Genomic DNA, 26,463 nt, shown 5'->3' with positions numbered 1-26,463 from the left:
ACGCCCGACCGATGCCGGGCAACGCCCCGAGCCGACGCGGCTGGGATCCGATCGGAGTGAAGGATCGTGACTGAATGACCGCCCCGACCGCCATCGACAAGTCCGATCAGACCCGGAATCTCATCCTCGCGACCGTCGCGTTCGCGATCAGTTTCTGGGCGTGGAATCTCGTCGCTCCACTCGGTGTGTTCTACGCGAGCGACGGCCAGATGGGCCTGGACTCGACCCAGAAGTCGGTCCTCGTCGCCGTCCCCATCCTCGTCGGTTCGCTCGGCCGCATCGTTGTCGGCGTGTTGACGCCGAGGTACGGCGGCCGCGTGATGTTCACCGCGTTGCTGCTGATGTCCGCGCCGTTCGTGATCCTGATCGCGGTCGCGGGGAACCTGAAGTCGTACCCGTTCATGCTGGTGGTCGGGTTCTTCCTCGGCATCGCCGGCACCAGTTTCGCCGCGGGCATCCCGTTCGTCAGCGGCTGGTTCGAGCCGTCGCGCCGCGGCTTCGCGACGGGCGTGTTCGGCGCGGGCATGGGCGGCACCGCGCTGTCGGCGTTCTTCACTCCCCGCTTCAAAGACTGGTTCGGCTACTTCCCGACGCATCTGTTGGTAGCCGTCGCGCTGGTCGCGGTCGCCGTGCTCTGCTGGCTGTTCATGCGCGACGCACCGAGTTGGACGCCGAACACCGAACCCGCCGTGCCGAAGTTGGTCGACGCGTTGAAACTGCCCGTCACCTGGCAGATGGCTTTCCTGTACGCGGCGGCGTTCGGCGGCTTCGTCGCGTTCTCCACGTACTTGCCGACGTATCTGAACGATGTGTACGACATTCATGACCTGAAGTCCGCGGGCGCTCGCACCGCCGGGTTCGCGGTCGCCGCGGTCATCGCCCGGCCGGTCGGCGGCATGCTGTCCGACAAGTTCGGGCCCCGCATAGTCACCGCCGTCTCCTGTGGCGGCGCGGCTCTGCTCGCGGTCTGGATGATCACCAAACCCGACATCGGAAGCGGTCTCGCCGCCACCGACTTCATTCTGATGGCGATCATGATGGGCATGGGTTCGGGCTCGGTGTTCGCCTGGGTGGCGATAGCGGCTCCACCCGCACGGGTCGGAGCCGTCACCGGTCTGGTCGGCGCGGCGGGCGGCCTTGGCGGGTTCTTCCCGCCGCTCGTGATGGGCGCGTCGTACGACGCCGACACGCACTCCTACACGATCGGGCTGGCGTTGCTCGTCGCTTTCGCGGCCGCGGCCACGTTGTTCACGCTGTTCGTGATTCCGAAGAGCGAGGCTGAACGCTCGCGCGTCTGACGATCATCCGGTGCGGGGTGAGCCACACGGACTGCCCCGCCGTCGGCAGGTCCACGGTCACCGGGGCTTCGGCGACGAGTCCGCTCTCGCCTTCGACATAGGCGCGCCCGGCCCGCACGGAGACCGCGCGCACACGATCGGCGACCACTCCGGATTCACCGAATCCGACGTCTCGCGGTGCGACCGCGCCGAACACCGGGTCGCCGTCGCGGACGTCCCCGCCCGCGTCCCCGGGAATCACGTGATCGTCCGTGATCACCGTGCCGTCCGCCCACCGACCGTGGATCACCGAGTACCCGGCCAGAGCCGCGCTGAACGGGGTCGCGGGCGACGCCACGATATGTGCGGGGGCGGCGTCCTCCACGACTCGTCCCGCGTCCAACACGATGCATCGGCTCGCCCACTGCCACGCGTCCGACAGGTCGTGGGTCACCAGCACACACGTCGTTCCGGTGCGGGAGAGCTCGTCCGCGAGGAGACGCCGAATGATCGGCGCGCTGGTCGCGTCGAGCGCGGCGAACGGTTCGTCGAGCAGCAGAACATCGGGTTCCGCGGCGAGTGCGCGCGCGATCGCCACCCTCTGCTGCTGGCCGCCCGAAAGCCGCTCCGGGCGCCGTCTCCCCACATCGGAGAGGCCGATTCGGCGAAGCCATTCCCGAGCGAGGGCCAGCGCCTCCCGCCGGGGCGTCCCCTGGGCGATCGGCCCGAACGCGATGTTGTCGGCCACCGACAGGTGCGGAAACAGTCTCGGCTTCTGCTCCAGCAGGGTCACGCGGCGCCGATCCGGCGGCATGTGGGCGTCACCGTCGAGGACTCGATCGCCCACTCTGACCGCGCCGGCGGTGAGCGGGACGAGACCGGCCAACGCACCGAGAACCGTGGACTTGCCCGACCCGTTCGGGCCGAGCAGCGCGACGCAGCCACCGCTGGGCACGGCAATGTCGACCGCGACGGTGAACGCGGCGCGCTTCACCTCCAGTGTGGCGACGAGTTCCCTGCTCATCGGATCGCGTCCTGCCGCCACGACCGCAAGCCGAGGACGATCACCGCGGTGCTCACCAACAGGAGGAGCGACAGCGCGACCGCCGAATCCTGCGTCACCCCGACCCCGTTGAAGGCGGTGTAGATCGCCAACGGCATGGTCCGGGTGACGCCGGGCGCGTTCCCCGCGAACAGTGCGGTCGCACCGAACTCGCCGAGGGCCCGAGCGAACGACAGCGCCGCTCCCGCGGCGAGTCCCGGGATCACCAACGGCAACGTGATCCTCCGCAAGACCGTCCATCGTCGTGCTCCGAGCGTCGCCGCGATCTGTTCGTACCCGCCATCGGCGGACCGCAGTGCGCCCTCGACCGCGATCACGAAGAACGGCATCGCCACGAAACTCTGCGCGACCACCACGGCGGCCGTCGTGTACGGGAGACTGTAGCCGGTCGCCTCGAAGACCGGCTTGCCCACGAGACCGGAACGGCCGAGCAGTGCGAGCAACGCCAGTCCGCCGACCATCGGCGGCAACACCAGCGGCACCAGCACGATGGCCCGCAGCACCGACGCCCACCGAACCGGAGCCTTCGCGATGACCACCGCGAGCGGTGTTCCCAGCACCACGCACACGGCCGTCGCGCATGCCGCCGTCGCCATCGACAACCACAGGGCCGTCAACGACGCCGACGAGAAGAGATCCGTGGACAGCGTGTCCCACCGCACCCTGCTGACGAGACCGATGATCGGAGTCACCAGCAGCGCCAATGCGAGGCATGCCGGAACGTAGAGCGCCTTGGGGAGCGCTGTCACGGCGCGCCGAAACCGTAACCCGCCAGAATCTTCCGGCCCGCGGGCGACAGCACGAACGCACTGAACGCGGCCGCCGCATCCGGCGACTGCGCCTTCTTCGACACCGCGATCGGGTACCTGTTCACCGGCAGGGTGACCCCGGTCGGGGTGATGCCGTCGAGCGCACCGTCGGACGCGGCGACATCCGTCCGGTAGACGAGGCCCGCATCGGCTTCGCCGGATTGGATCCGCTTCACCACGGACGTCACATTGGTTTCTTCGCTGGCGGGCTGGACGGTCACCCCGGCGCTCGACAGGAGCTTCTTGGCGGCCTTGCCGCACGGCACTTCCGGCGCGCACAGGACGGTTGTGACGTCCGGGCGCTGCAGGTCGGCGAGGCTCATGATGTGCTTGGGATTCCCCGGCGCCACCGCGATCTGCAGTGTGTTGGTGGCGAACACGGTGCCCGCGTCGGTGATTCCGGCCTTCGTCACGGGCTCCAAGCTCGACTGGTCGGCGAACGCGATCACGTCGACGTCCGCGCCGTCGACGATCTGCGTGGCAAGCGCCTGCGAACCGTCGTACACGATCGGCGCGACGCGGTACTGCGGGTTCGCTTCGGTGAACTGCTTCGCGAGATCGTCGAACGCGCGCTGCAACGACGCCGCGGCGAACACCGTGATCGGGGCCGCCTTGTCGTTCGAGTCGTTGTCGGCTGCGCAGCCGGTCACGACGAGCAGCAGAGCGAGGAGGGGTGCGAGCGCGCGCTTCATCGATTGTCCTGTCTGGTCTCCACGACGACGGCTGTCGCCTTGACGGTTGCGGTGGCCTGCGACCCGACGACGAGGCCGAGTTCCTCGACGGCCTCGGTGGACATGAGGGACACGACGCGGTGCGGTCCGCTTCGCAGTTCCACCTGGCTCATCACGGGATCGGAGTGAATGCGCGTCACGATGCCGACGAACCGATTCCGGGCACTCGTGGAGCGTTGGATGGGATCGGCCGCTGCGGAGTCGTCCGTCTCGAGGAGTCGAGCGAGGTCACCGCCGTCGACGACGGTTCGTCCCGTGTGGTCCCTGGCAGCCGCGATGCGCCCCTGATCGATCCATCGTCGAAAGGTGTCATCGCTGACGCCGACCAACTCGGCAGCTTCGCGAACCCGATATGCGGTCATATTCGATGAATCTACCCGCACATGAGGACAATCGCGCCCCTTGCGTCTCGTAACTCAGCGCGTCGAGGCTCCGAGACCACCGCCGGGTTAGGGTTTGAGGATGATCAGTGTGGAGGAGCATCTGGCGCGGATCCTCGCATCAATCCCGGCCCCGACGATCACCGAGCGGGCCCTGAACAGCAGTGCCGGTCGTGTCCTGGCAGCCGACGTCGCCAGCCGCTTCCCCGTTCCCCACTTCGACAACTCCGGTATGGACGGATACGCGGTGCACCACGCGGACGCGAAGGTCGGCGCGACACTGCGGGTGGTGGCCGACATTCCCGCCGGCAGCGCCGACGATCCGCGAATAGGTGCGGGCGAAGCGGCCCGAATCATGACGGGCGCCGCGGTGCCGAGCGACGCGGACGCGATCGTCCCACTGGAACACACGACCGAGGGAACACGGGTTCGGGCGAACGCACCCGAGACGATCACCATCACCGAAGAACCCCGACCGCATGCACACATCCGTCGAGCGGGCGAGGACGCTCCCGCCGGTTCGATCGCCGTGCCATCGGGCACGGTGTTGGGTCCGTGGCAGTTGTCGTCGATCGCGTCGGCCGGTCACGAGCGGATCCCGGTGTTCGCACGCCCGCGAGTCGCGGTGATCTCGACGGGCTCGGAACTCGTCAGCCCGTCCGCCACTCCACGGCGCGGACAGATCCCCGAGTCGAATTCCGTGCTCCTCGCGGCGGCCGTCACCGAGGCAGGCGCCGAGGTGGAGTGGACGACGACCGTCGCCGACGACAACGAGGCGTTGGCGGCCGCGCTGGTCGCCCCGGCAGTCGATGCGATCATCCTGACCGGCGGTGCGAGTGTCGGCGCGTTCGACGTGGTCAAGGCGGTGTTGAACGGGGTGGGCAGTATCGAGTTCACGTCGGTCGCGATGCAGCCGGGGAAGCCGCAAGGGTTCGGGCTCACCCCGTCGGGCATTCCGGTGTTCTGCCTGCCGGGCAATCCGGTGAGCGTCGCCGTGAGTTTCGAGATGTTCGTTCGCCCCGCGCTGCGGCGACTCGCCGGATTCCTCGATATCGAACGCCCGCGCCGCACGGTCCCGGCGGGGGTCGGCTGGAAGGCTCGCGCCGACCGCATGCAGGTGATGCCCGCGATCATCGTCGACGACACCGTCCGCCCCGCCACCCACGGCGGCAGTGGATCGCACCTGGTGATGTCGCTTGCCCAGGCGACGGCATTGGCTCTTGTCCCCGCCGACGTCTCACAGGTGAACGCCGGTGATCTGGTTACCGTTATGGAGATTCGATGACAGGATCGTTCACCCACCTCGACGAGGGCGGACAGGCCCGGATGGTCGACGTCACCGAGAAGGCTCCGACCGTGCGGAGCGCGACGGCCGAAGGTTTCGTGCGGTGCTCTTCGACGATCGTCTCGGCTCTCCGCGACGGGACCGTCCCCAAGGGCGACGTCCTGGCGGTGGCACGGATCGCGGGGATCGCGGCGGCCAAGCGAACGCCGGACCTGCTGCCGCTCGCACACGTGATCGGTGTCCACGGGGCCGTCGTCGACGTGACCGTCGTCGACGACGGGGTGCGGGTGAGCGCGACCGTCCGAACCGCGGACCGGACGGGCGTCGAAATGGAGGCGCTCACCGCGGTGAGTGTCGCCGCGTTGGCAGTGGTCGACATGGTGAAGGGACTCGACAAGTCCGTCGAGATCGAGAACATCCGGCTGCTCCGCAAGACCGGCGGCAAGAGCGGCGACTGGTCTCGATGACCACCGCGATCATCCTGGCCGGTGGACGCGCGGCCCGCCTGGGCGGCGTCGACAAGGCCGGTGTGGAGATCGCCGGGCGGTCGTTGATCGACACCGTTCTGGCCGCGGTCGCCGGGATGGATCGGGTCATCGCGGTCGGGCCGGAGACGGTCGCACGACCCGGCGTGCGCGTGGTCCGCGAAGATCCGCCGTTCGGTGGTCCCGTCGCCGGGATCGCCGCCGCGCTCCACAGCGTGGACGACGACGAGGTGTGGCTGCTCGCCTGCGACCTCCCGCGCGCGTCGTTCATCGTCTCCCAGCTGCGCGACGTACCACTCGACTCGTTCGACGGGGTGATCCTCGCCGACGCCGACGGACGCGCGCAGTGGCTCGCCGGCCGGTATCGGACGGCATCGCTCCGCACCGCGTTGGCCGACCTGTCGTCGGAACGGGACGCGTCGATGCGCGCGCTCGTCGGCGGTCTGGCCCTGCGGCCGGTGCCCGACGCCGCGAACGCCTCATTCGACGTGGACACCTGGGACGACGTACGCCTCGCGAATGGGTTCCGGGGCGAGTGAGTTCCGGGGCGGGTAGGTTTCAACAGATGAGCACGTACCCGCCCGAATTGGATCGTTGGGTCGCCGTCGTCGCGCCCGCCTTGGGACTCGGGGACGACGTCGACGTCCCCACCGAGTTGCTCCTGGACGTGACCCGCGACGTGGCTCACGGCGTGCTTCGCCCCGCGGCCCCGATCACCACCTATCTCATCGGCCTGGCCGTGGCGGCCGGGCTCCCCGCGGCCGAAGCCGCGGCTCGTGTCGATGCCGCGATCGCCGAGCGATGATCGTCAGGTTCTTCGCCGGCGCGGCAGAGGCCGCAGGCCGTACCGAACAGACCGTCGACGGCGGGGTGAGCGTCGCCGTGTTGAAGTCCGCGCTGGTCGATCAGCACGGCGCCGAGTTCGCCCGCGTCCTCGGCTACTGTTCGCTTCTCGTCGACGGTGTCCTCGCGAAGGACGCCACCGTCGCGTCCCCGAACTCCACGGTCGACGTCCTCCCCCCGTTCGCCGGCGGTTAGAGGCTTAAGGGGTGAATCGGTGTCACCACGCGACACCGATTCACCCCTTAATTGCACGTGGGTCCCGCCTGACACTCCTCAGCCGCCGATGGCCGACATGGGACGGTCCGGCTGAGTGAATCCGCGTTCGTCGATGCCGTGCCCGGCGGCCTTTCCGACGATCGAGGCTCGGATGGAATCCGCGATCGCCGTGTTGTCGGCGCCGGAACGCAGGAGTCCGCGGAGGTCGGATTCTTCCCGCGCGAACAGGCAGTTGCGGAGTTGGCCGTCCGCGGTGAGCCGGACGCGGTCGCACGACCCGCAGAACGGCGCGGTGACCGATGCGATCACGCCGACCGTCGTCGGACCGCCGTCGACCGTGTACACCTGGGCGGGATCGGCGCCGCGTCCCGCGCATTCGTCGAGCGCGAACTCGGCGCCCAACGCCGCCAGGATGTCGGCGCCGGTCACCATGTCGACCCGCGACCACACGTGTCCGGCGTCGAGCGGCATCTGTTCAATGAATCGCAGCTGCGCATCGTGGTCGCGAGCGAAGCGGACGAGGTCGACGAGTTCGTCGTCGTTGACGCCGTGCATGGCGACAGTGTTGATCTTCAACGGCCGCAGTCCGGTCGCTCCGGCCCCGTCGATTCCGGCGAGCACATCGTCGAGGCGGTCGCGTCGGGTGAGGGCGGCGAACCGGTCGGCGCGCAAGGTGTCGAGACTGATGTTGAATCGTTCCAGTCCCGCATCGGCGAGTGGGCCCGCGAGACGAGCGAGGCCTATGCCGTTGGTGGTGATGGACACGCGGAGCGGCCCGTCGTTCCCCTCGATGGCCGCCAGGCGACGCACGATGTCGACGACGTCGGGCCGCAGGAGCGGTTCACCGCCGGTGAGGCGCACTTCCGCGATGCCGAGGCCGGCGAACACCTCGGCGAGCCGAATGATCTCGTCCGTGGTGAGCAGTTCGGGACGCGGAATCCACGGGACGCCTTCCGCAGGCATGCAATAGGTGCAGCGGAGATTGCACTTGTCGGTCAAGGAGATCCGCAGGTCACGATGGACTCGGCCGAAGGTGTCGACGAGGGCCGCCGTCATGGTGAGACGCTCCCCAGCCCGACCCAGGTGTGCGAACCGTCGTGTTCGATCTGCTTCTTCCACATGGGAAGCTCGGCTTTGACCCGTTCGACGAGGTCGCGATCGATGTCGAACGCTTCGGCGCGGTGCACGGACGACACTGCGGCGACGATCGCGATCCCACCGACCGCGAGGCGTCCGACACGGTGACTGACGGCGATCCGGATGTCCGGTCGATCGACCTGTTCGGCTATCGCCCGGAGGAACTTCTCCGAGTCGGGGTGTGCGCTGTACTCGAGTTCCACCACGCGCCCGGCGGCGTCTGGATCGTTGTCGCGGACGGTGCCGACGAACAGGCTCACCGCCCCCGCCTCCGGGGCGCTCACCGCGTCGAGGTGCGCGGTCACGTCGAGGTCGCTGTCGCTGATGACGGCTCGTACGATCACTCGTGATCACCGCCCGAGGCCTGTGCGATCGCGTGGTCCACGACCTGCAGGATCACCGGGATTCCGTCGCGGACAGCACCGGTGGATCCGGCGACGTTCACCACGAGTGCACCGTGCCGCATACCGGCCAACCCACGGGACAACATGGCGTGTGGGAGCTTCGCCGTGCCGACACGTCGGATCTCCTCCGCGACACCGGGGAGGTGGCGGGTGAGGACTCCGGCGGTCGCCTCGGGTGTCACATCGCGCGGGCCGATCCCGGTCCCACCGGTGGTGACGACGAGTGTCGAGCCGGTGTCGACGGCGTCGATCACCGCGTCGGCGATGGCGTCGGCTTCGTCCGGCACCACCACGACGGTCGCGGCCCAGCCCGATTCCCCGAGGATCTGAGCACAGAGCGGCCCGGATCGGTCCACCCTGGCGCCGGCGAATGACCGGTCGGACACGGTGATCACCGTTGCGCGCTGTTGTTCGGTCTCCACTCCTCCAGCCTGCCACGTCGTGGTTTCGGGTGCGTGAGTCGTCCTCGGCTTCGACGTCCTCCAGCCTTTCGCGCGCCCGCGAGTCGGTCGACGAGTTCTGTCGCCGTCCGACGTCTGTTCGGACTACCCTCGCCACAGGGGGCTACAGCGGGAGTGCCGGTGCAGCGAGTGACAGTCCACGATGCCGTCTACCTCGTCGCATCGCGCGAGCAGTTCGGCATTCTGACCGCGTACGCGTTCGACGAGTCGGCGGTGGGCACCGAGACGATCGTCGAATGGCTCGCCGACCGTGCCCGCACGCTGCCCACGCTGCAGATGCGAATGGTCCGACCGGTCGCCTGGCTCGGTGACGCCTTCTGGTCGCAGTGTCCGGACTTCGACGCCGCGGACCACGTCCGCGTCGCGCACGCCGACACGTTCGACGCCCTGCTCCCCGCCCTCCACGAGATCCTCCATCGACCGTTCGCACTCGACCGGCCGTTGTGGAGCATCCACGTGTTCCGCGGCGTGCGGGGCGTCGGACCGTTCGACACTCCGTCGACGGTGGTGGCGGTCAAGGCGCACCACTCCATGACGGACGGTCGAGGGCTCACCGAGATCTGTCGGACGTTGTTCTCGGCCGCCCGCGGCGCACCCGCCCGGCCGGAACTCCCGCTGAGCCGTCGGACGGTCACCGTGCGCGCCGTGGCCGAGTTGCCGCTCCGCCCGCTCCTGGCCGCGTACGACGTCGCTCGGCTGCTCGTCGCCGTTCGCAGGATGCGCCGAGAGCACGGCGGCGTCGATCATCTCCCGCCTGTCGAGTTCACCGACCGGCCCGACGATCGTCGATCGTCGACGCGGATCGGGACCGTGTTCGTGTCGATGACGAGGCTGCGGTCGTATGCCCGCACGGTCGGATCGGTGACCACGAACGACGTGGTCCTCGCGGTCATCGGCGACACCGTGGCGGCCGAGCTCGGCACGGCCGCCACGCGCGTCGTCGCGGCCGTTCCCGTCGCCGTCGCCGGGCTGCCCGACGCCCGGAATCGGGTGACGCAGATCGGTGTGGACCTGGCGACCGGCGACGGTCTCGACGTGGCCGAACGTGCGCGCCGCATTCACCGGGGCGTGATCGACGGGCGCGAACGGGCCCGCACCGACGAGATGGCTGCCGTCTTGGCCTCGATCCCGCGCATGCCGCCGTTCGTGTACGGTGCGCTCGCCCGCCTCACCGGGGCCCTGAACACCCGCCGAGGGAGCTCGGCGACGTCGCGGACCGTCGTCTCGAGCGTGCCGAAGGGGCCCGGCGACGGTTGGACACTCGTGGACAGTCCGGTCCGCGCCAACTTCGGGTGCCTGCTCAGGCAGGACCCGAACGCGACCAATCACTCGGTCACCTCGATCAGGGACGTCCTCGCGGTCAACGTCGCGGTCGACACGACCGTCGTCGACCTGGAGTCGTATCTCGACGCTCTCCGCCGCGGATTCGACGATCTCGTTCCGGCCGTGTCGGAGGCGGCGCGTCCCGCTACTCGTTGACCGGCGACTTCCGGTCGGCCCACATGTTGCGCCCCGGCCGCCAGCTGCGATCGCTCGGGTCGAACGGGACGAGCACGACCTTCATCACGAGCAGCGACACGAAGAACCCCGGGGCCTTGACGGCCTGCACGACCGCCTCCCGACGGCGGCCGTGCAGCCACGCGGTGCGAATGGCCGCGGCCGCATAGCCCGCGTTCGACCGGATCGGCGCCGCCATTCGACGCGCCGACACCCCGGCGATCATGGACGGATGCTGCCAGGCCACGTGGCCCGCGCTGTCGAGCGCGTAGAACAGGTCGTGGTCCTCGTGCGTTCCGGCGGCCTCCACCTGCCGCTCGCGGACCTCGTTCCAGACCGGTCGGCGCACGGCCATGTTGGCGCCGAACACGGTGTTCGCGCGTCGACCGGCCACCGTCGACCGGCGTGCCTTCTCGGCCGCCGCCTTGAGCGACGTGCGGATGCGTTCGGCGAAGGGCGCGTCGTAGCCGAACCCGACACCCGTCATCGCCGCCACGTCGGTCTGCGATTCGAGGAACTCCGTGACCACGCTCGTCCACTCCGGCTCCAACCGGGTGTCGGCGTCGATCCTGCCGAGGATGTCGCCGGACGCCGCGGAGAAGCCAGCCTCGCGGGCCCAGTACACGCCCGGCCGCGACTCCTCGACGATCCGGATCGGCAGCCTGTCGCTGAACGACTCGGCGATCGCGCGCGACCCGTCGGTGCAGTTGTTGTCGACGACGATGCACTCGTCCACGGGCCGATCCTGCCCGGCGACGTGCTCCAGACAGGCCGCGAGGATGTCCTCCTCGTTGTAGACCGGAATGACGAGGCTCAATGTCACATCTGATCCCTGCGAAGTCATCGTTCTTGCGTCACATCCCATCGTGCGTCGTCCAACGGTTGGAGAAGCCTCCTCAGCTTCCATGTCTTCGTCCGCTCGTCCCACGGTCGGAAGACGAGCCACATCCCGGTGAATCCGACGGTCCGGAACAGCACGTCGAGGTACATGACGCGCGTCCGGCGACGGTCCCCTCGTGCGCGCGCCGTCCGGATGCCTCCGGTCACGTAGTGCCGGTTCGCGAACGGCGACTTGCGGAGTGCGCGGACGGAGCTCGCGACTTCGAGCCGGGGTTCGAAGTACACCCGTTCGCCCGTTTCGCCGAGCGCCATCGCGATGTCGAGGTCTTCCCAGATGTCCTGACGTCGAGTGAGGTCGTCGCGGACCGCGATCCACGCCGTGCGCCGGATCGCGTGATTGAGCCCGTGCAGCCCGTCCACCTGACCGCCGTTCGCGAAGCGGTCCGGCACCGACCGCGCTCGGCGATCGACGAACTCGAACGGAGGCGCGTCGTACAGCGTGACGATCCCCGTCACGGCCGCGTACTCGGCTCCGACCTCCCCGCCGAAGAACTCCTCGATCCGCTCCGCCCAATCGCGGGCCACCCGGCAGTCGGCGTCCGTCCGTGCGATCACGTCCGACACCGCGGCGTCGTATCCGGACGCGCGCGCCGCATAGCAGCCGGGCACGGACTCGCTGATCATCCGGATCGTCGGTTCGTCAGCGGCCAACGCGGCGACGACATCGGCGCTGCCGTCCGTCGAGCCGTTGTCGACGATGATGATCTCGTCGAGCGGACGCGTCTGATCGAGCAGGGCCCTGATGCAGGATTCGATCCGGTCGTGCTCATTGAACATCGGAACGACCGCTGAAATCGTCGGCACCGTCACCTCTCCCCTCCGAACATCGCCGCCCGGTCTCATTCAATACGGCGCAATCAGCCTATTCGACGCGAAGGCTCCCCGCCTCCGATCCGGGGCCGAACACACGACTCCCCTTGCGAACATACGACGACCCCGCCTCCGGTACGAAGGCGGGGTCGTCGTGGAAATCACATGCGAGTCACTGGGACCCGCGAGAAGTCACCAGCTCGACTTCTGCACGCCCGGCAGCTCGCCTGCGTGAGCCATGTCGCGCAGGCACACGCGGCACAGACCGAACTTGCGGTAGACCGAGTGCGGGCGACCGCACTTGTTGCAGCGCGTGTAGGCACGCACGGCGAACTTCGGCTTCTTGGCGGCCTTGTTGACCAGAGCCTTCTTTGCCATGTCAGTTGTCCTTAGCGTTGTTGTCCTTGAACGGGAAGCCCAGTGCACGGAGCAGTGCGCGGCCTTCCTCGTCGTTGGTGGCCGAGGTGACGACGGTGATGTCCATGCCGCGCGGCCGGTCGATGTTGTCGATGTTGATCTCGTGGAACATCGACTGCTCGGTCAGGCCGAACGTGTAGTTGCCGTTGCCGTCGAACTGACGGTCGCTCAGGCCGCGGAAGTCGCGGATACGCGGGAGGGCGATCGACACGAGGCGGTCGAGGAACTCCCACATGCGGTCACCGCGCAGCGTGGTGCGGGCGCCGATCGGCATGCCCTCACGCAGCTTGAACTGTGCGATCGACTTGCGTGCGCGACGGATCTCGGGCTGCTGACCGGTGATCAGAGCGAGATCGGCGACGGCGCCGTTGATGAGCTTGGCGTCGCGGGCGGCGTCACCGACACCCATGTTGACGACGACCTTGACCACGCCGGGGATCTGCATCACGTTGGCGTAGTTGAACTCGCTGTTGAGCGAGTCCTTGATCTCGGCGCGGTAGCGCTGCTTGAGGCGCGGCTGAACCTTCTCAGATGCGGTCATGATCAGATGTCCTTCCCGGTCTTGCGCGAGATGCGGACGTTCTTGCCGGTCTCTTCGTCGCGGCGGTAGCCGATGCGAGTCGGGTTGCCCTCGGAGTCGACGAGCATCACGTTCGAGACGTGGATCGCGGCTTCCTGGGTCACGATGCCGCCGGAGCTGGCACCGCGCTCATTCGCCGAGTCGGCGACGTGCTTCTTGATGCGGTTCACGCCCTCGACGAGGACCTTGTCGCGCTTCGGGTAGGCCTCGATGACCTTGCCCTTGGCGCCCTTGTCCTTGCCTGCGATGACGATGACGGTGTCACCCTTGTGGATCTTCATGTGTCAGATCACCTCCGGTGCGAGCGACACGATCTTCATGAAGCGCTTGTCGCGGAGTTCGCGGCTGACCGGTCCGAAGATGCGGGTGCCGCGGGGATCGGTCTCGTTCTTGAGGATGACTGCGGCATTCTCGTCGAACTTGATGTACGAGCCGTCTGCGCGACGACGTTCCTTGACAGTGCGAACGATGACGGCCTTGACGACCTCACCCTTCTTCACGTTGCCGCCGGGGACGGCATCCTTGACGGTGGCGACGATGACGTCGCCAACGCCTGCGTAACGCCGCGACGAACCGCCGAGCACGCGGATGCAAAGGATTTCCTTCGCACCGGTGTTGTCGGCGACGCGCAGGCGGGATTCCTGCTGAATCACTGAGTGTCTCCTTGACCTGGATTTCTATGCCCGCCGGATTTCCGACCCGACGCGCACGGTCCGTTGCCACCGAAAATATGCGCCTGCCTGGGATTTCTCCGCCGGAAGCAGATCGACCCCAATGGGTTCGCATGTCGGTTCGCGGTGCACGCACCGCAGGCAACCGCTCAAGTGTAGGCGAAAGTGCCGGTCAGGGACAAATTCGTGGCGGTCGCACCGGAGCGCCGTCGATCCCGAACTCGCGCAGGGCGACCGCCCCGCCGGATGCGACCGTGATCGTCGCGAACACCCGACGGCCGTCCGGGAGGAGGCGGACCGTCACGTCGTCCCCGGGCCCGGCGCATTCAAGGGCCTCGACGGCCGCCGCGCGCACCGCCGCCAGCGGACCGGCCGGAGCGTCGACGCGCGCGAGTGCGCCTCGGTCGCCCCGGTCGTCCAGCAGCAGGACGCGCACGGCCCGCTCCCGTGCCTCCCACACCGCGTCGGCGACGACCGGTACGTCCAGGCCGGGCGCCCGGATGCGGTCGCGGAGCTGCGATTCGACGAGTCGACACTCGACGGGATCGAGCGGGTCACCGTCGGCGATCCGCTGCAGCAGCGGCCGCACCCGATCGTCGAGTCGAGCCAGCTCGTGATCGCGGATGGCGCGCACCGCGAACGCGGTGTTCTCGCGACCGGCCTGCCGCCGGAGAGCGAACAGCTGCTCGGCGCGGGGCCCGACGATCGCCGCGAACACGGTCATCATGACGAGGATCCCGAGGTTCCCGCTCTGCGGTTCCACCAGGTAGTGCAGGCCGTCCGCCCGGAGTTGCCCCGCGCCGCCGAGGACCGCCGTGACGACGGCGAAGGCGACCCACGCCGACCCGACGCGGCCGCGGAAACAGAACAGCGCGCCGATCACCGCCGTCGCGCCGGCGAACGGCATCATCGCGGCCCGGTCCACCGGAACGATCGCCCACACGAAGGCGACCGCCGCCACCACCTCGGCCGCCACCGCGGTGACCGTCGCCCATCGGACCACCGGGGTCCCGGGAGCACGCAACAGCAACCCGACCGCGACGCCGATCGCGCCGAACATGGCGACGTACAGCCACGTCCGTTCCACACCGCCGCTCACCAGACCCAACGCGAGGAAGCTCGTGCACACCACGGTCAGCGCGATCATCGCGAAACCCGATTGCAGGCCGACGACGGCCGACGAGTCTTCCCGCGGTTCGGACTGCCACCACCGCCGGTGATCGGCGCTGCGTCTCACGGCCTGCTCCACGACACTTCGACCACGGTTCCGGCGCCGGGCGCGCTCTGCACGTCGGCGCGGCCGCCGGCCAGGACGTTCATCCGGCGCCGCACGCTCAGTGCGAGGCCGAGTCGGTCCACCGCGACCGCGTCCGGATCGAACCCGATGCCGTCGTCGACGACGGCCACCGCCACGCGTTCGGCGCCGACGGTGATCAACACCGCCCGTTCCGCGCCGGGACCTGCGTGAGTCGCACTGTTGCGGACCGCTTCACCGGCCGCCTCGGCAAGGGCTCGGACCACCACCGCGGGGAACAGCAGGCCGGACGAATCGTCGACGGCGGTGACGACGGTGTCGATCCCGGGGTCGATGACGGCGCGGACACGGGCCACCAGTTCCCGGTCGGTCACCTGCTCGTCCTCCGGGGCCGGATCACCCGCGAGCGCGTCGAGGCGGCTGAGCGCGGACGCCGCGAGGTCGGCGACCCTGGGATCGCCCGGGTTCGATCCGGCGGCGACGAGCGTGGAGATCACGTGGTCGTGGATCAGCCCGTCGAACCGGGCGAGTTCGGCGTTGCGGAGGTGCGCTTCGACGACGGCCGCGGCCGCCGAGCGGGACCTGTCCAGATCGGTGCCCGTCCGCACCACCATGACGGCCGCGCAGACGAACAACGATGTGAAGAGGATCCCGAACAGAGCTTCGCGGGCCATCTCGGGAACATCGCGCGGGTCTTGATGGGCGACGGCCACGTAGGCTGCGGCCGACTTCACCAGCACGATCACCGGCAGCGTCTTCGGGATCGAGGAGACGAGCGCGGCGGCGACGGCGGCCAGCCCCGCGAAGTCGAGCATCCAGATGGCCGGGTCGGGCGACGTCCCGACCCGCAACGCGCCCCACAGCGCGGCGCCCAGCACCACGCAGACCGGACAGGCCAGCGCCCACCCCGTGATCCACCGGACCGGTTCGTCGACCACGCGCGCGCCCAGGAGCATCAGGCCCGGACCGAACACGAGGGCCACCCCGACCGGCGGATACCACGATGCGACGGTGGCGGCCTGCGCGACCATCATCGGCACGGTGATCAGCGCGTACACGATGTACCCGACCCCGATGAACGTCGACATGACGACGAGGATCCTGGCCCGCTCGGACAACCGGACAGGCAGACGGCTCCGCCCGCGACCCGTGGGAGCGGGTTGCGGGCGGAGCCGAGTACGTGTCGGTACGGTCACCACACCATGAATGGTGTCACCAGACGTCGAGTGTCGTGTAACCGTCCTGCAAAGCTCGTGCGAGCAGATGCGCCTTGGTCGGGGCCGGGCGCGTCACGGCCGCGTACTTCGTGCGGATTCGCGAGATATGCGTGCTGACCGTGGACGCCGAGATGAACAGTCGGGCCGCGGCGTCCTCCTTGGACTCCGCCGCCAGCCACGTGAGGAGGACCTCGACCTCACGGGTCGACAGCGACGGTCGGACGAGCGGTCCGGTCGCGACGGCGAGGGACGGCGCACCCTCGACCACTTCGCGCAGTGTGGATGTCGGAATGCGATCCGACGAGATGAATGGATCGATGTCGACGACGGTCATCGTGACCTCCTGGCTACTCCCCGACGAGTGTTTGTCGGCCCGGGGAAGGATCGGATCCCAGGCTCGTCGTCAACCCTATGAACGCACGACAGTGACCGGTAGACCCAGAACTGGGGACACCGGTTCACGGGTCCCCATGCGTCGGACGGCTCGCCGCGCTACCGTGTGCGGCATGCCCTCGTTCTCGAACTCCCGGTCCGTCGTCATCCCGGCGTCCGCAGCGACGATCCACCCGCTGATCAACGACCTCCGCCAGTGGCAGCGGTGGTCGCCGTGGGAGGGCCTCGATCCGGCCCTGCGTCGCACGTATTCGGGCGCGGAGTCGGGTGTCGGAGCCGTCTACGAATGGGTCGGCAACTCCAAGGCCGGCGCGGGGTCGATGACGATCACGTCGTCAACCGCCGACCGCATCGTCATCGACCTGCTGTTCACCGCTCCGTTCGCGGCGAAGAACGTCGCAACCTTCGAGCTCTCGCCCGAGGGCGACGGCACGCGCGTCACGTGGACGATGTCGGGATCACGCAACCTGCTCATGTCGATCGCGGGCACGCTCTTCTTCGACAAGGCCATCGGCAAGGACTTCGAGAAGGGTCTCTCGGCCCTCGATCACGCCGCCCGAGGCTGACCCGAGGCCCGAGAGGGATCAGTCCGCGCGGCCGCGATGCGGCATGGGGAGCCAGCCGTCTTCGACGGCGCGTTTGAAGAGGTCGAGCTTTGTGCGGGTGGGACGGCCCGCGTCCGCGTACTTCTGGCGGATCCGCTTGAGGTACTCGTTGACGGTGTCCGCGGCGACGCCGAGTTCGCGTCCGACGCTGATCGACGTGCCGCCCGACGCATACAGGGTGAGGACACGCTGCAGCTGCGGACTGAGGTCGACGGCGTCGAGGTTCGGGTCGCCGTCGATCGCGGCGGCCCACTCCGTCGTCAGGACTTCCTCACCCGCCCCCGCCGTGCGGACGGCGTTCAGGATCTCGTCTTCGGCCGCCGATTTGAGGACCACGCCGAGGGTGCCCGCACGGGCCGCGGACCGGAGCAGATCCGGATGCTCGCCCGACGTGTAGACGAGGGTCCCGATCCCCAGATCGGCGAGGTGCTCGACGTTCTCACGCGGCGTCGTTCCGTCGTTGAGTCGCAGGTCGAGGATCACGACGTCGAGATCGGACGACTTCGCGAGCAACTCGGTGACGGTGGCCGCTGCGCACACGAAGTCGAGATCATCGTGGGGCTCCAGAATCCTGTCGATTCCCCACACCGGTGAGGGATGGTCGTCGACCATCCCGACACGCACCGCTGTCATCCCTGAAATCCCTCATCTCTCCGCCGCGCCCCTCCGGACGTACGGTTCAAATGTAGTCCAAACCACCGACAATCCACGCCCTTCGGGTCACCGGTAGGGACTTTGGTCCCAACGAGTGCCTACTTGGTCGAGACTAGTTCGAATCGGTCGTTCACACCGCCGCCAGACCCGTACCGTCGGTCCCATGACCGACTCCACTCACGTCGTCCTCGGGACCCGGGTGACCATGCCCGTCGACATCCGATCCGCACGTTGTTTCATGGCGGGCTTCTCGGCGTCGACGAGCGCCGTCAGCCGCGCGATCGGCGAACGCGGCGACTCCGACCTCCGCCCGCTGCAGATCCGGCCGGGCCGCACCATGTGCATGCTCGTGTTCGTCGACTACGTGGACGGCGACCTCGGACCGTACAACGAGTTCGGGGTCTGCTTCCTCGTGGAAGACCCGGCAGTCGGACGGACGTCCACCCTTCGCGCATTGTCGTCCCTGGTCAAAGGCGACGCGCACGCGCTCATCCACGAATTGCCCGTCGACGGCGACTTCACCCTCGCGGCCGGACGCGGCATCTGGGGATTCCCGAAGATCCTCGCCGACTTCGACGTCGACCACTCCGCGGCCGTCAAGTCGGGCAGGGTCAGCGAGGGTGGACGGTTGATCGCCGAACTCGACGTGCGGCGCGGCATCGGCGTCCCCGACAGTTCGTCGGAGGCAGTCCTGCAGTCGTACTCGCAACTCGACGGCGTGACGCGTCGGACGCCGTGGCGTCTCACGTCCACGACGGGCACCCGCACCCGACTCGGCGGGGCCACCCTGCGACTCGGCGATCATCCGATCGCCGACGACCTGCGCCGACTCCGCCTGTCACGACACGCGCTCATGTCGAGTTCGGTCGCCGACTTGTCCATGCGATTCGACGACGCCGTGGTCGTCGCCCGCGCCTGATCATGTGTTAGGTTCGCCTTACACGAAAGGACCCCGTATGACCTTCTCCACTACTTTCCGCCGCCCGCTCGTCGCCGCAGTCGCTCTCGCGGCCGGCGCCGCGATCGCGCTGACCGGCTGCTCCAGCGACGACAGCTCCGACTCCGCCACCTCGACGACCGCTGCCGAGTCGGCCGCGTCGGGTACGCAGGCGGCGTCCGAGCTGACCGTCGAGCAGGCTCAGACCACCCTCCGCAAGGCACTCGACTCGGCCACCCCCGAGGCCGAGCTCGACGGCGTCGTGCAGTTCACCGACCCGACGGTCAAGACCAGCCTGGTCGAGTACAACAAGGCCGCGGCCAAGGGCGGCTACACCCCGGACATCTACACGGTGAAGTCCGTCAAGGTCGACGGCGACAAGGCCGCAGCCGTCGTGGCGGTCAAATCGCCGCACGCGCCCGCCGCGATCGACATGACCTTCAACTTCGTGAAGGTCGACGGCACCTGGAAGGTCGCCTCGGACGCCGTCACCCAGCTGACGTCGATGATGACCCAGCACGGCTGACACGCACCGCCCGACGACGCGCCCCGGACCTCGACGGTCCGGGGCGCGTCGTCGTCAGCGGACGGGCTCGCCGACGGCCCAGGTGAGGGCCCCGTCGAGGCGGCGGCACACGATGCGTTCGACGCTGTCCGCGGTGACGGTGGTGATGACGGCCACGTAGTCCCGGCCCTCGGGAAGGATGCGGGCGGTCACCGCGCCCGAACCGACCGCGCCGAGGACCTCGATGAGCCGCCCCCGGAGCACCGCGAGATCGGCTGCGGTGAGGAGTCCCCCGTCGACGGTGTCGTCGAACACACGGACCGCCAGTCCCCGCAGGCGGGCGGCGGCGAGCGCGTCCCTGGTGACGTCCGTGTGCCAGCCTCTGCCTCGGACCGAGTCGCGGAGGTCCTCTTCGAGGAGATGGGCCCTGGCGACGGCGGCCTCGTCGAACTCGTCACCGTCGGCGACGCGCTGGACGAACGGTCGGACGTCCGCGTCGAACCGTTCGAGCTGTTCGGCGCGGGCCGTCACGGTGGCGGCGGTGACGGCGACCGCCTGCGCGGTCTCCGCGCGCCGCGCCTCGAGGATGCCGGTGAGCGTCAGCATCGGGCGGATCAGCACCGCCATCAGGGAGGCCGGCAGCAGCGACACCGCTATCCGGAGGGTCAGCTGACCGCCGGCGACCAGCGTGCCGCCGTGCTGGAGCGACCAGAAGGCCGCGAGGAGGACCACCACCACGCTGCATCCCCATGCCGTCCGCGCGCGGCCGCGCAAGGACAACAGTCCCGCGACGACCGCGAAGACGACGAGCGCCGCGCCCGGCTGCACCCAGACGCCTGCGGTGGAGGGGATGGCCCACCACGACGCGGCGAGCGACCCGGTCGACGGCCGTCATGCGAGCCGGCAGCGGATCCTCGTGGCCGTCGACGACCGAGTACACGGCCGTCGCCAGGCCGATTCCGCCGACGAGTTCGAGGAGCCATTGCACACCGGTGCGCGGTTCGCCGAACGCGGTCAGCCGGACGAACGCGTAGGCGCCGAGCAGCAGTCCGAGCATCACTCGAAGCCGCCGGGTGCGCAGGCCGAACATCACCGGGATCGCGGCCGCGGTCGTCGTCGTCATGAACGCGTCCATTCCAGGGACACCATCGTCCCGTCCAGGGGTGCGGCGTCCACCGAGGCCGAGCCGCCGGGAAGGGCGGCCATCCGCTGCCGGATGCCGACGACGATGCCCGACCGGTCCGGAGCGATGCGGTCGGGGTCGAAACCGCAGCCGTCGTCGACCACGCGGATGCGGATGCCCGCCTCACAGACCATCCCGACGACCGCGGTGGACGCGGCCGCCCCGGCGTGGGTCACCGAGTTGCCGACGGCCTCGACGAGGGCGTCGCCGATCGTGTCAACGACGTGGCCGGGGAGGTCGACGGCGTCGTCGGAGGAGTCGATCGCCACCAGGAGTCCGTCGCCGAAGGCGATCACCGACTCGCGGAGCTGCACGACCGCGTCGGCCGCGGACACGGTGGCGCAGTCGCGTCGTTCCACCCCGACACCGTCGAGTTCGTCGAGCACGGCCCTGGCCTGCCTGCGGTGACGCTCGTCCGGCTGTCCGACGCTGATGTCGCGGAGCACGGCGATCACCTTGTCGCGGAGCACGACGTCGAGCCTGCGTCGTTCGGCGACCCGTGCCGTCCGAGCCGCGGACTCGACGCGCTCCACGAGCACCGCGGCGCGCGTCTCGTCGACGCTGTGCGCGATGCCGACACACGTTCCCAGCATCGCGAGGAAGACGCCCATCAGCGAGGCCGTCAGCAGTTGATTGAGCGCCGCGTCGTATCCGAATCCGCCGAACGCGGCGTGCTGTTGAGCTTCGGACAGCAACGCCAGGGCGACGACGAGATAGCCGGCCGCCCATCGGATCGGGACGAGGGTCGCCAACGCGACGGCGGGGAGCACGACGGTGTTGGCGACCCAGATGGGCGGCGACCCGAATCCTTCGACGCTGACGTGTGTCCACGCCGCGAACCAGAGGACGAGCACCACGATGTTCGCGAACGCGAGCAGCACCGCGGCCCGCAGCATCGCCCTGGACTTGCCGGATTCGAACGAGGCCGCAACCAGCATCACGACCGCGGCGCCGAGGACGAGGACGAACGACACCGGGGTCCACCAACGCTCGGTCATGCCGCGGCCCGCGATGAGCGCGGGGACCACCGACATCAGCGGCACGAGGAGCGTGCTGACCGACACGGTGAGGGCGGCCGCGCGGCGCAGGCGGTACACGTTCACGTCTGCACCACCCGCTCGATGCGGCCGTCGCCCGCGATCTCCACTCGACGCCGGGCGGTCGCGGTCACGACGCCGACGGTCGCGATCGGGTCGCGACCCGGCGGGGCGATCCGGGCGACGACGTCGCCCCCGGCGAGTCCGGCCAACTCGTCCTCGAGGACGCGGGCGGTCGCGTCGACCACGGCGTCGGCCCTCGACGTGTCGAGACCGGCGAGCCCGCCGTCGTCGAGCACCGTCACCGACACCCCGTTGCGGCGCGCGTCCCAGACGGCCCGCTGAACACGCGGCACGTCGAGCGCCCGCCCGCGGATGCCGTCGCGCAGTCGAGCCTCGATGAGTCGGGCGTCGGTGACGTCGTCGTCGGTGACCGGTCCGCCGGACAGGACCTTCGTCAGAAGCGGCCGCACGCGGGCGTCGATCCGCCGGATGCGTTCGTCGCGGGCCTCGTTGTCGTCCCGGACCTGCTGGACTCCGCGCCGGTCGGCTCGTCGTCGCGCCGACAGGGCGTGGAGCTCACGGATCTGCGGTTCCAGGAGGAGCGCCGCACCCGTCGCGATGAACAGCATGGTGAAGCTCGCGCGCGGCAGCACGGCGCTGAGCCAGGTCGGCGACCCGGTGATCGGCCCGAGCAGGACGCCGAGCGCCGTGTTGGCGCACACCGCGGTCCATGCGAGCAGTATCCGGCCGCGGAAGAGGAGGACGACGAGAACGATGGTCGCGGTCGAGAACATGGTCTGGAACGGGCCGAGCGTCGCACTGTGCAGTCGTGCGGCGGCAACCCACACCGCGGCGACCGCGGCGACCACGGTGAGGCAGACCGCGAATGCCCTGGCATCGGTGAGCGCCTCGGTGGCGGACGTGGCGACGAGGACCGTCGCGACGGCGAGCAATGCGTACGCGATCGCCATGCCGGTCCACACGTCGGGCGTGAATCCCGCCGAGTGGCCGTACACGAGGGTCCGCGCGGCGAGCGCGACGAAGTACGCGATGAACACGACGGATGCCACGGGCGTGACGAGCGATGTGCCGACGAAGTCTCCGTTGCATCTCACGGGCGGTCCCACCGGAGTCGGATGCGGGCGCCTTCACCGGGGGCGCTGACGATGCTGCTGCGGCCGCCGGCCACCGCGCCCATGCGTCCGGTGACGCCGAACGACAGTCCGAGCCGTCCCGCGCGGGTGGCCGCCGGGTCGAAGCCGACTCCGTCATCGGCGACGGTCACCGTGATCGCGTCGTCGGACACCGACGCGATGACGACGCACGAGGCCCCGACTCCGGCGTGCCGGTAGAAGTTGCGGACCGCCTCGGCCGCCGCGTCGAGGAGCGCATCGGTGACGTCGGCGTCGAACCTGGCGGTCGACGCGTGGTCGACGTCGCCGCGGACGACGACGGCGTCGCCGAGGGACGAGACCATCGTCCGGAGCCGCTGGACGATCTCGCGGCCGTCGAGCGATTCGGACGGACCCGCGCTCGGGTCCCACCAGTGGTCGAGCTCGTCGATGACGCCGGACGCCGCCGCCCGTACGGACGGTTCGGGTTCCCCCGGCGACAAGGCGAGCAGGAACGCGATGATCCGATCGTGGACGAGGGCGTCGAGACGGCGCCGGTCGACGTCGTGGAGGTCTTCGTGCTCGCGATGACGCGCCGTCGCCACGGTCGCTGCCCTGGCGGAGTCGAGGCGTCGGGCGAAGGCCACCGCGGCCGCCGCGAACAGCAGGTACACGCCGCCGAAGGCGACCGACCAGAACGCCTGAACGATGAACTTCTCGTCGAGCATCCCGTTCACCGCCAGCGCGGCGACCATCTCGCTGAGGGCGCCGGCCGCGACGAGGTTCACCACGGCGACGACGGGTCGGCCGCCGACCATGAGAGCGATGCTGGCGAGTTCGGGGATCATGGTGATCCACACCGCGGTCGTCGGACTGCCCGCTTCGAGGACCGCGGCACGGTCGTTCCACGCGAGGAACCACGTGCCCATCACCAGCAGGTACGCGGCCGCGCATGCGAGCGCCGCCCGACCGAGCAGATCGGGGCGCGCGGAGGCCGCGACCGCGATGAGTCCGAGGGCGCTGGCTACGACGGACGCGATGCTCAGCGGCAGCCACCACGCGTCGACGAGGTCGCCGAACGCGCTGAACGAGCCGGCGGCCGAGAAGAGGTAGAACAGGCAGCCCGCACCGATGGCACCCGCCCCGACCGTTTGGAGCGTCTCGATCGCCGTGCGGTCACGGGGGCGGAGGACGTGCGGACCGGGCACTGCGGCCGCGGGTCGCGCCGTACGGGTCATGCCCCGATGATTTCACGCATCCGCGCACGCATGGGCGTTACGGGTGCCGAGGAGCCTCAGGAGACCGAGCGGAGTGCGGGGCGTCCGACCGTGGTCTGCGGAACGTCGCGTCCCAGCCATCCGATGATCTCGGCGAGGGCGCGCGCTTGCTCTGCGGGAGGGAGTGCCAGGAGCCCGGGCAGCGAGGCGCAGAGTGCCGCGGTGATCGCGGATTCGCTGGACATTCCGTGCGCGCCGACGACGCGGCGGTAGTCGTTGATGGCGACCACGAGCGCGTCGAAGGTGACCGAATCGCCGGCGTGACGCACCGCCACCATCCATCCCGCGGTCTCGGCGCGGTCTGCGATGTGCAGGCAGAGGTCAGCGATCCACTGTTCGCGGCCACGCTGTGCGATTGTGTTCATCGCTTGGTCCTCCGATGGGTCGGTTAGCCCCTGCCAACCGTTTTGGCTGGTGAGACGCTGTTTCACCTGGTATACGGAAGCGTAACTTAACTGGCTCTTCGGATCTAAGAGTGCGTAGATGAGGTTCGGGTCGAGCACGTACGACCACAACATGTAGGCGGGTCCTGGGTGTGAGAATGAAGGTTCCTCAACGATCTTCCTCACGACCACAGGACCCATGAACGAGCCTACGTGCCCTGCTGCTGACATGATCTGCCGAACCGTCGAACTCGGCGTCACGATCATTGGAGCGGCCGTCGACATCGACGACCGGACTCACATCTTCTGCCAGATCCTCGACCCTGATCCGCGCTGTCCTGGCTGCGATGTTGCTGGTCAGCGGCGTGACCATGTTGATCGGGTCCTCACTGATGTCCCGGCCGCGGGGCGGCCGGTGCTGCTGCATGTGGCGGTCCCGCGGTTCGTGTGCAGCACTGTCGACTGTTCGAGGTCGGTGTTTCGTGCCGACATCACCACGATCACGGCGCCCCGAGCGGTGATGACCCGCCGCACCGGGCGGTGGATCCTGCAACGCATCGCGATCGACAAGATGAGCGTCGCCGCGGTCGCCGCACAGCTCGGGATCGACTGGGCCACGGTCAACACCGTCGCGGTCGAGTCAGCTCGGGCTCTGGTCTACGACGGCGGGCACCTGGCCGGTGTACGGCATCTCGGGGTGGATGAGCACAAGTGGAAACACGTTCGCGGGCAAGGCGATTCGGGGTGGGTGACGGTTCTGATCGACCTGACCCCCGTCGTTGAGGGGACTGGGCCGGCGCGTCTGCTCGATATGATCGCCGGCCGATCGAAGATGGTCCTCAAGACGTGGATGGGCGGGCGTGACCAACGGTTTCGGGATCGGGTGAAGGTCGTGGCGATGGACGGGTTCACCGGCTACAAGACCGCCACTGCCGAAGAACTCCCGGCGGCGCGGATCGTGATGGACCCGTTCCACGTTGTACGTCTGGCCGGGGAGAAACTCGACCGCTGCCGCACCCGAGTCCAGCAGGACACGTGCGGGCACCGAGGCAGGGCCGGTGACCCGCTCTACATGGTGCGCCGGATCCTGCACACCCGGACCGAACTGCTGACCGGCAAACAGAAGGTCCGGCTGTTCGAGGCGTTGACCAGCCGAGATGAGCACGTCGCGGTCGAGGTCACGCACCAGATCTACTTGCAGATCATCGCCGCCTACGAGCACCCGCAACGCCGCGAGGGCAAGAAACTGATGTGGAAGGCCCTCAAACGGATCCAGAAAGGCCTACCGCCTGGGCTGGAAGAACTCGCTCAACTCGGGCGGACACTCTGGAACCGACGCGCGGAGATCCTCGCCTACTTCGACGTCGGCGTCTCCAACGGTCCCGTCGAAGCGATCAACGGTCGCCTCGAACACCTGCGCGGAATTGCCCAAGGCTTCCGCAACCTCGACCACTACATCTTGCGGTCCCTACTGCACTCAGGTCAGCTCGCCGAACGGATCAACGCACTCTGAAATCCGAAGAGCCACTTAACTGGCAGGTAAGGGCTAGGGCTGATACGTGCCTGATCCGGGCGGCATTCGTGCCATGTGCGTTGTCAGATTCCAGTGAACCGCGCGACCAGCACGAATACCACCCTCCGAACGGACGATTACACACCCGTGATCAAAGTGAGATCTTCATCACTCACACGAACGGCCGACAGTCCGCCAGCTACTTTTCCGCATTCATCGCGTCGATGAGGCTCTGCGGACGCAGATCGGTCCAGTTCTTCTCCACGTACTCCAGGCAGGCCGCTCGCGAATCCTCGCCGAACACCTTCTCCCAGCCCGCGGGGATGTCTGCGAACGTCGGCCACAGCGAATGCTGGTTCTCGGCGTTCACCAGAACGTAGAAACGGCCGTCTTCGTCGTCGAACGGGTTGGTCATGTCTTGTC

The 26,463-nt window shown here is 68.7% G+C and carries 34 protein-coding genes; 11 read left to right on the top strand and 23 right to left on the bottom strand.

Going from position 1 to position 26,463, the window contains the following annotated elements:
* The first annotated feature begins 74 nt into the window (after positions 1-74).
* On the top strand, positions 75-1,298 hold the full coding sequence (locus tag GYB83_RS01945; protein WP_161893878.1) for an MFS transporter: 1,224 nt from the start codon (positions 75-77) through the stop codon (positions 1,296-1,298).
* Here GYB83_RS01945 and GYB83_RS01940 read toward each other — a convergent pair.
* From GYB83_RS01940 to GYB83_RS01925, 4 genes are read right to left on the bottom strand one after another with little or no spacing between them, the layout of a single operon-like run.
* Positions 1,249-2,301, bottom strand: a complete 1,053-nt coding sequence (locus GYB83_RS01940) for a sulfate/molybdate ABC transporter ATP-binding protein (protein ID WP_161893877.1) — start codon at positions 2,299-2,301, stop codon at positions 1,249-1,251. The genes GYB83_RS01945 and GYB83_RS01940 overlap by 50 nt on opposite strands.
* Positions 2,298-3,089 carry a molybdate ABC transporter permease subunit gene (modB, locus tag GYB83_RS01935; protein ID WP_161893876.1) on the bottom strand — a complete coding sequence of 264 codons (792 nt, stop codon included), beginning with the start codon at positions 3,087-3,089 and terminating at the stop codon, positions 2,298-2,300. Before modB ends, GYB83_RS01940 begins: the two co-directional genes overlap by 4 nt.
* Positions 3,086-3,841: a molybdate ABC transporter substrate-binding protein gene (gene modA, locus GYB83_RS01930; protein ID WP_161893875.1), complete on the bottom strand. Its 756-nt coding sequence runs from the start codon at positions 3,839-3,841 to the stop codon at positions 3,086-3,088. Before modA ends, modB begins: the two co-directional genes overlap by 4 nt.
* On the bottom strand, positions 3,838-4,242 hold the full coding sequence (locus tag GYB83_RS01925) for a TOBE domain-containing protein (protein ID WP_161893874.1): 405 nt from the start codon (positions 4,240-4,242) through the stop codon (positions 3,838-3,840). The genes modA and GYB83_RS01925 overlap by 4 nt, the downstream gene beginning before the upstream one ends.
* 100 nt (positions 4,243-4,342) lie before the next feature.
* Here GYB83_RS01925 and GYB83_RS01920 point away from each other — a divergent pair, with 100 nt between their 5' ends.
* Genes GYB83_RS01920 through GYB83_RS01900 form a run of 5 tightly spaced genes read left to right on the top strand, consistent with a single transcriptional unit; the run spans position 4,343 to position 7,068 of the window.
* Positions 4,343-5,545 carry a molybdopterin molybdotransferase MoeA gene (locus tag GYB83_RS01920; protein WP_161893873.1) on the top strand — a complete coding sequence of 401 codons (1,203 nt, stop codon included), beginning with the start codon at positions 4,343-4,345 and terminating at the stop codon, positions 5,543-5,545.
* The gene (moaC, locus tag GYB83_RS01915) at positions 5,542-6,012 is read left to right on the top strand and encodes a cyclic pyranopterin monophosphate synthase MoaC (RefSeq protein ID WP_161893872.1); all 471 of its coding nucleotides are present in this window, start codon (positions 5,542-5,544) and stop codon (positions 6,010-6,012) included. The genes GYB83_RS01920 and moaC overlap by 4 nt, the downstream gene beginning before the upstream one ends.
* Positions 6,009-6,569 (top strand): molybdenum cofactor guanylyltransferase, encoded by a 561-nt coding sequence (mobA, locus tag GYB83_RS01910; protein WP_161893871.1) that lies wholly within the window; start codon positions 6,009-6,011, stop codon positions 6,567-6,569. Before moaC ends, mobA begins: the two co-directional genes overlap by 4 nt.
* A gap of 26 nt (positions 6,570-6,595) precedes the next feature.
* On the top strand, positions 6,596-6,835 hold the full coding sequence (locus GYB83_RS01905; RefSeq protein WP_161893870.1) for a DUF6457 domain-containing protein: 240 nt from the start codon (positions 6,596-6,598) through the stop codon (positions 6,833-6,835).
* Positions 6,832-7,068, top strand: coding sequence for a MoaD/ThiS family protein (locus GYB83_RS01900; protein WP_161893869.1), 237 nt, complete (start codon positions 6,832-6,834; stop codon positions 7,066-7,068). Before GYB83_RS01905 ends, GYB83_RS01900 begins: the two co-directional genes overlap by 4 nt.
* Positions 7,069-7,146: 78 nt before the next feature.
* On the opposite strand, the gene moaA is transcribed toward GYB83_RS01900, so the two are convergent.
* Genes moaA through GYB83_RS01885 form a run of 3 tightly spaced genes read right to left on the bottom strand, consistent with a single transcriptional unit; the run spans position 7,147 to position 9,052 of the window.
* Positions 7,147-8,145 (bottom strand): GTP 3',8-cyclase MoaA, encoded by a 999-nt coding sequence (gene moaA, locus GYB83_RS01895; RefSeq protein WP_161893868.1) that lies wholly within the window; start codon positions 8,143-8,145, stop codon positions 7,147-7,149.
* Positions 8,142-8,570, bottom strand: a complete 429-nt coding sequence (locus GYB83_RS01890; protein ID WP_161893867.1) for a molybdenum cofactor biosynthesis protein MoaE — start codon at positions 8,568-8,570, stop codon at positions 8,142-8,144. The genes moaA and GYB83_RS01890 overlap by 4 nt, the downstream gene beginning before the upstream one ends.
* A complete protein-coding gene (locus tag GYB83_RS01885) occupies positions 8,567-9,052 on the bottom strand; it encodes a MogA/MoaB family molybdenum cofactor biosynthesis protein (RefSeq protein WP_161893866.1) in 486 nt (161 codons plus the stop codon). The genes GYB83_RS01890 and GYB83_RS01885 overlap by 4 nt, the downstream gene beginning before the upstream one ends.
* Before the next feature lie 168 nt (positions 9,053-9,220).
* Between GYB83_RS01885 and GYB83_RS01880 the strand changes: the two genes are divergently transcribed.
* A complete protein-coding gene (locus GYB83_RS01880; protein ID WP_161893865.1) occupies positions 9,221-10,570 on the top strand; it encodes a wax ester/triacylglycerol synthase domain-containing protein in 1,350 nt (449 codons plus the stop codon).
* Here the strand turns inward: GYB83_RS01880 and GYB83_RS01875 are convergent.
* The 9 genes from GYB83_RS01875 to GYB83_RS01835 all read right to left on the bottom strand — a co-directional run bounded on the left by GYB83_RS01875 (position 10,560) and on the right by GYB83_RS01835 (position 16,772).
* Complete coding sequence (locus GYB83_RS01875; protein WP_161893864.1) at positions 10,560-11,411, bottom strand: glycosyltransferase family 2 protein; 852 nt, start codon at positions 11,409-11,411, stop codon at positions 10,560-10,562. The genes GYB83_RS01880 and GYB83_RS01875 overlap by 11 nt on opposite strands.
* Before the next feature lie 17 nt (positions 11,412-11,428).
* The gene (locus GYB83_RS01870; RefSeq protein WP_228461121.1) at positions 11,429-12,292 is read right to left on the bottom strand and encodes a glycosyltransferase family 2 protein; all 864 of its coding nucleotides are present in this window, start codon (positions 12,290-12,292) and stop codon (positions 11,429-11,431) included.
* Between the two features lie 198 nt (positions 12,293-12,490).
* Positions 12,491-12,676 carry a type Z 30S ribosomal protein S14 gene (locus tag GYB83_RS01865; RefSeq protein WP_161893862.1) on the bottom strand — a complete coding sequence of 62 codons (186 nt, stop codon included), beginning with the start codon at positions 12,674-12,676 and terminating at the stop codon, positions 12,491-12,493.
* 1 nt (position 12,677) lies between these two features.
* A complete protein-coding gene (gene rplE, locus GYB83_RS01860; RefSeq protein WP_008375972.1) occupies positions 12,678-13,256 on the bottom strand; it encodes a 50S ribosomal protein L5 in 579 nt (192 codons plus the stop codon).
* A gap of 2 nt (positions 13,257-13,258) precedes the next feature.
* A complete protein-coding gene (gene rplX, locus GYB83_RS01855) occupies positions 13,259-13,576 on the bottom strand; it encodes a 50S ribosomal protein L24 (RefSeq protein WP_161893861.1) in 318 nt (105 codons plus the stop codon).
* A gap of 3 nt (positions 13,577-13,579) precedes the next feature.
* Complete coding sequence (rplN, locus tag GYB83_RS01850) at positions 13,580-13,948, bottom strand: 50S ribosomal protein L14 (RefSeq protein WP_008375974.1); 369 nt, start codon at positions 13,946-13,948, stop codon at positions 13,580-13,582.
* 190 nt (positions 13,949-14,138) lie between these two features.
* Positions 14,139-15,203, bottom strand: a complete 1,065-nt coding sequence (locus tag GYB83_RS01845; RefSeq protein WP_161893860.1) for a DUF8320 family protein — start codon at positions 15,201-15,203, stop codon at positions 14,139-14,141.
* The gene (locus tag GYB83_RS01840) at positions 15,200-16,309 is read right to left on the bottom strand and encodes a sensor histidine kinase (protein ID WP_161893859.1); all 1,110 of its coding nucleotides are present in this window, start codon (positions 16,307-16,309) and stop codon (positions 15,200-15,202) included. The genes GYB83_RS01845 and GYB83_RS01840 overlap by 4 nt, the downstream gene beginning before the upstream one ends.
* Before the next feature lie 124 nt (positions 16,310-16,433).
* Positions 16,434-16,772: a response regulator transcription factor gene (locus tag GYB83_RS01835; protein ID WP_161893858.1), complete on the bottom strand. Its 339-nt coding sequence runs from the start codon at positions 16,770-16,772 to the stop codon at positions 16,434-16,436.
* A 172-nt stretch (positions 16,773-16,944) separates the two neighbouring features.
* Here GYB83_RS01835 and GYB83_RS01830 point away from each other — a divergent pair, with 172 nt between their 5' ends.
* Entirely contained in the window at positions 16,945-17,397 is a 453-nt protein-coding gene (locus GYB83_RS01830; RefSeq protein ID WP_161893857.1) for an SRPBCC family protein, read from the top strand.
* 18 nt (positions 17,398-17,415) lie between these two features.
* On the opposite strand, the gene GYB83_RS01825 is transcribed toward GYB83_RS01830, so the two are convergent.
* Positions 17,416-18,069 (bottom strand): LuxR C-terminal-related transcriptional regulator, encoded by a 654-nt coding sequence (locus GYB83_RS01825; protein WP_161893856.1) that lies wholly within the window; start codon positions 18,067-18,069, stop codon positions 17,416-17,418.
* A 184-nt stretch (positions 18,070-18,253) separates the two neighbouring features.
* On the opposite strand from GYB83_RS01825, the gene GYB83_RS01820 reads away from it, so the two are divergent.
* Positions 18,254-19,009, top strand: a complete 756-nt coding sequence (locus tag GYB83_RS01820; RefSeq protein ID WP_161893855.1) for an acetoacetate decarboxylase family protein — start codon at positions 18,254-18,256, stop codon at positions 19,007-19,009.
* A gap of 37 nt (positions 19,010-19,046) precedes the next feature.
* The gene (locus GYB83_RS01815; RefSeq protein WP_161893854.1) at positions 19,047-19,553 is read left to right on the top strand and encodes an MTB12 C-terminal domain-containing protein; all 507 of its coding nucleotides are present in this window, start codon (positions 19,047-19,049) and stop codon (positions 19,551-19,553) included.
* Between the two features lie 54 nt (positions 19,554-19,607).
* On the opposite strand, the gene GYB83_RS01810 is transcribed toward GYB83_RS01815, so the two are convergent.
* The 5 genes from GYB83_RS01810 to GYB83_RS01790 all read right to left on the bottom strand — a co-directional run bounded on the left by GYB83_RS01810 (position 19,608) and on the right by GYB83_RS01790 (position 24,509).
* The gene (locus GYB83_RS01810) at positions 19,608-20,360 is read right to left on the bottom strand and encodes a hypothetical protein (RefSeq protein ID WP_161893853.1); all 753 of its coding nucleotides are present in this window, start codon (positions 20,358-20,360) and stop codon (positions 19,608-19,610) included.
* Between the two features lie 291 nt (positions 20,361-20,651).
* Positions 20,652-21,818: a sensor histidine kinase gene (locus GYB83_RS01805; protein ID WP_161893852.1), complete on the bottom strand. Its 1,167-nt coding sequence runs from the start codon at positions 21,816-21,818 to the stop codon at positions 20,652-20,654.
* Positions 21,815-22,870 (bottom strand): hypothetical protein, encoded by a 1,056-nt coding sequence (locus tag GYB83_RS01800; RefSeq protein WP_161893851.1) that lies wholly within the window; start codon positions 22,868-22,870, stop codon positions 21,815-21,817. Before GYB83_RS01800 ends, GYB83_RS01805 begins: the two co-directional genes overlap by 4 nt.
* On the bottom strand, positions 22,867-24,105 hold the full coding sequence (locus GYB83_RS01795) for an ATP-binding protein (RefSeq protein ID WP_161893850.1): 1,239 nt from the start codon (positions 24,103-24,105) through the stop codon (positions 22,867-22,869). Before GYB83_RS01795 ends, GYB83_RS01800 begins: the two co-directional genes overlap by 4 nt.
* Positions 24,106-24,161: 56 nt before the next feature.
* Complete coding sequence (locus GYB83_RS01790; protein ID WP_161893849.1) at positions 24,162-24,509, bottom strand: hypothetical protein; 348 nt, start codon at positions 24,507-24,509, stop codon at positions 24,162-24,164.
* 217 nt (positions 24,510-24,726) lie between these two features.
* On the opposite strand from GYB83_RS01790, the gene GYB83_RS01785 reads away from it, so the two are divergent.
* Entirely contained in the window at positions 24,727-26,040 is a 1,314-nt protein-coding gene (locus GYB83_RS01785) for an ISL3 family transposase (protein WP_161893848.1), read from the top strand.
* Between the two features lie 199 nt (positions 26,041-26,239).
* Here the strand turns inward: GYB83_RS01785 and GYB83_RS01780 are convergent, their stop codons facing one another.
* Positions 26,240-26,455, bottom strand: coding sequence for an MbtH family protein (locus GYB83_RS01780; RefSeq protein ID WP_161893847.1), 216 nt, complete (start codon positions 26,453-26,455; stop codon positions 26,240-26,242).
* Positions 26,456-26,463 lie beyond the last annotated feature (8 nt).

The sequence above is a fragment of the Gordonia spumicola genome (assembly GCF_009932475.1).
Classification (GTDB): Bacteria; Actinomycetota; Actinomycetes; order Mycobacteriales; family Mycobacteriaceae; genus Gordonia; species Gordonia spumicola.
This window is presented reverse-complemented; position numbering and strand designations above follow the sequence as displayed.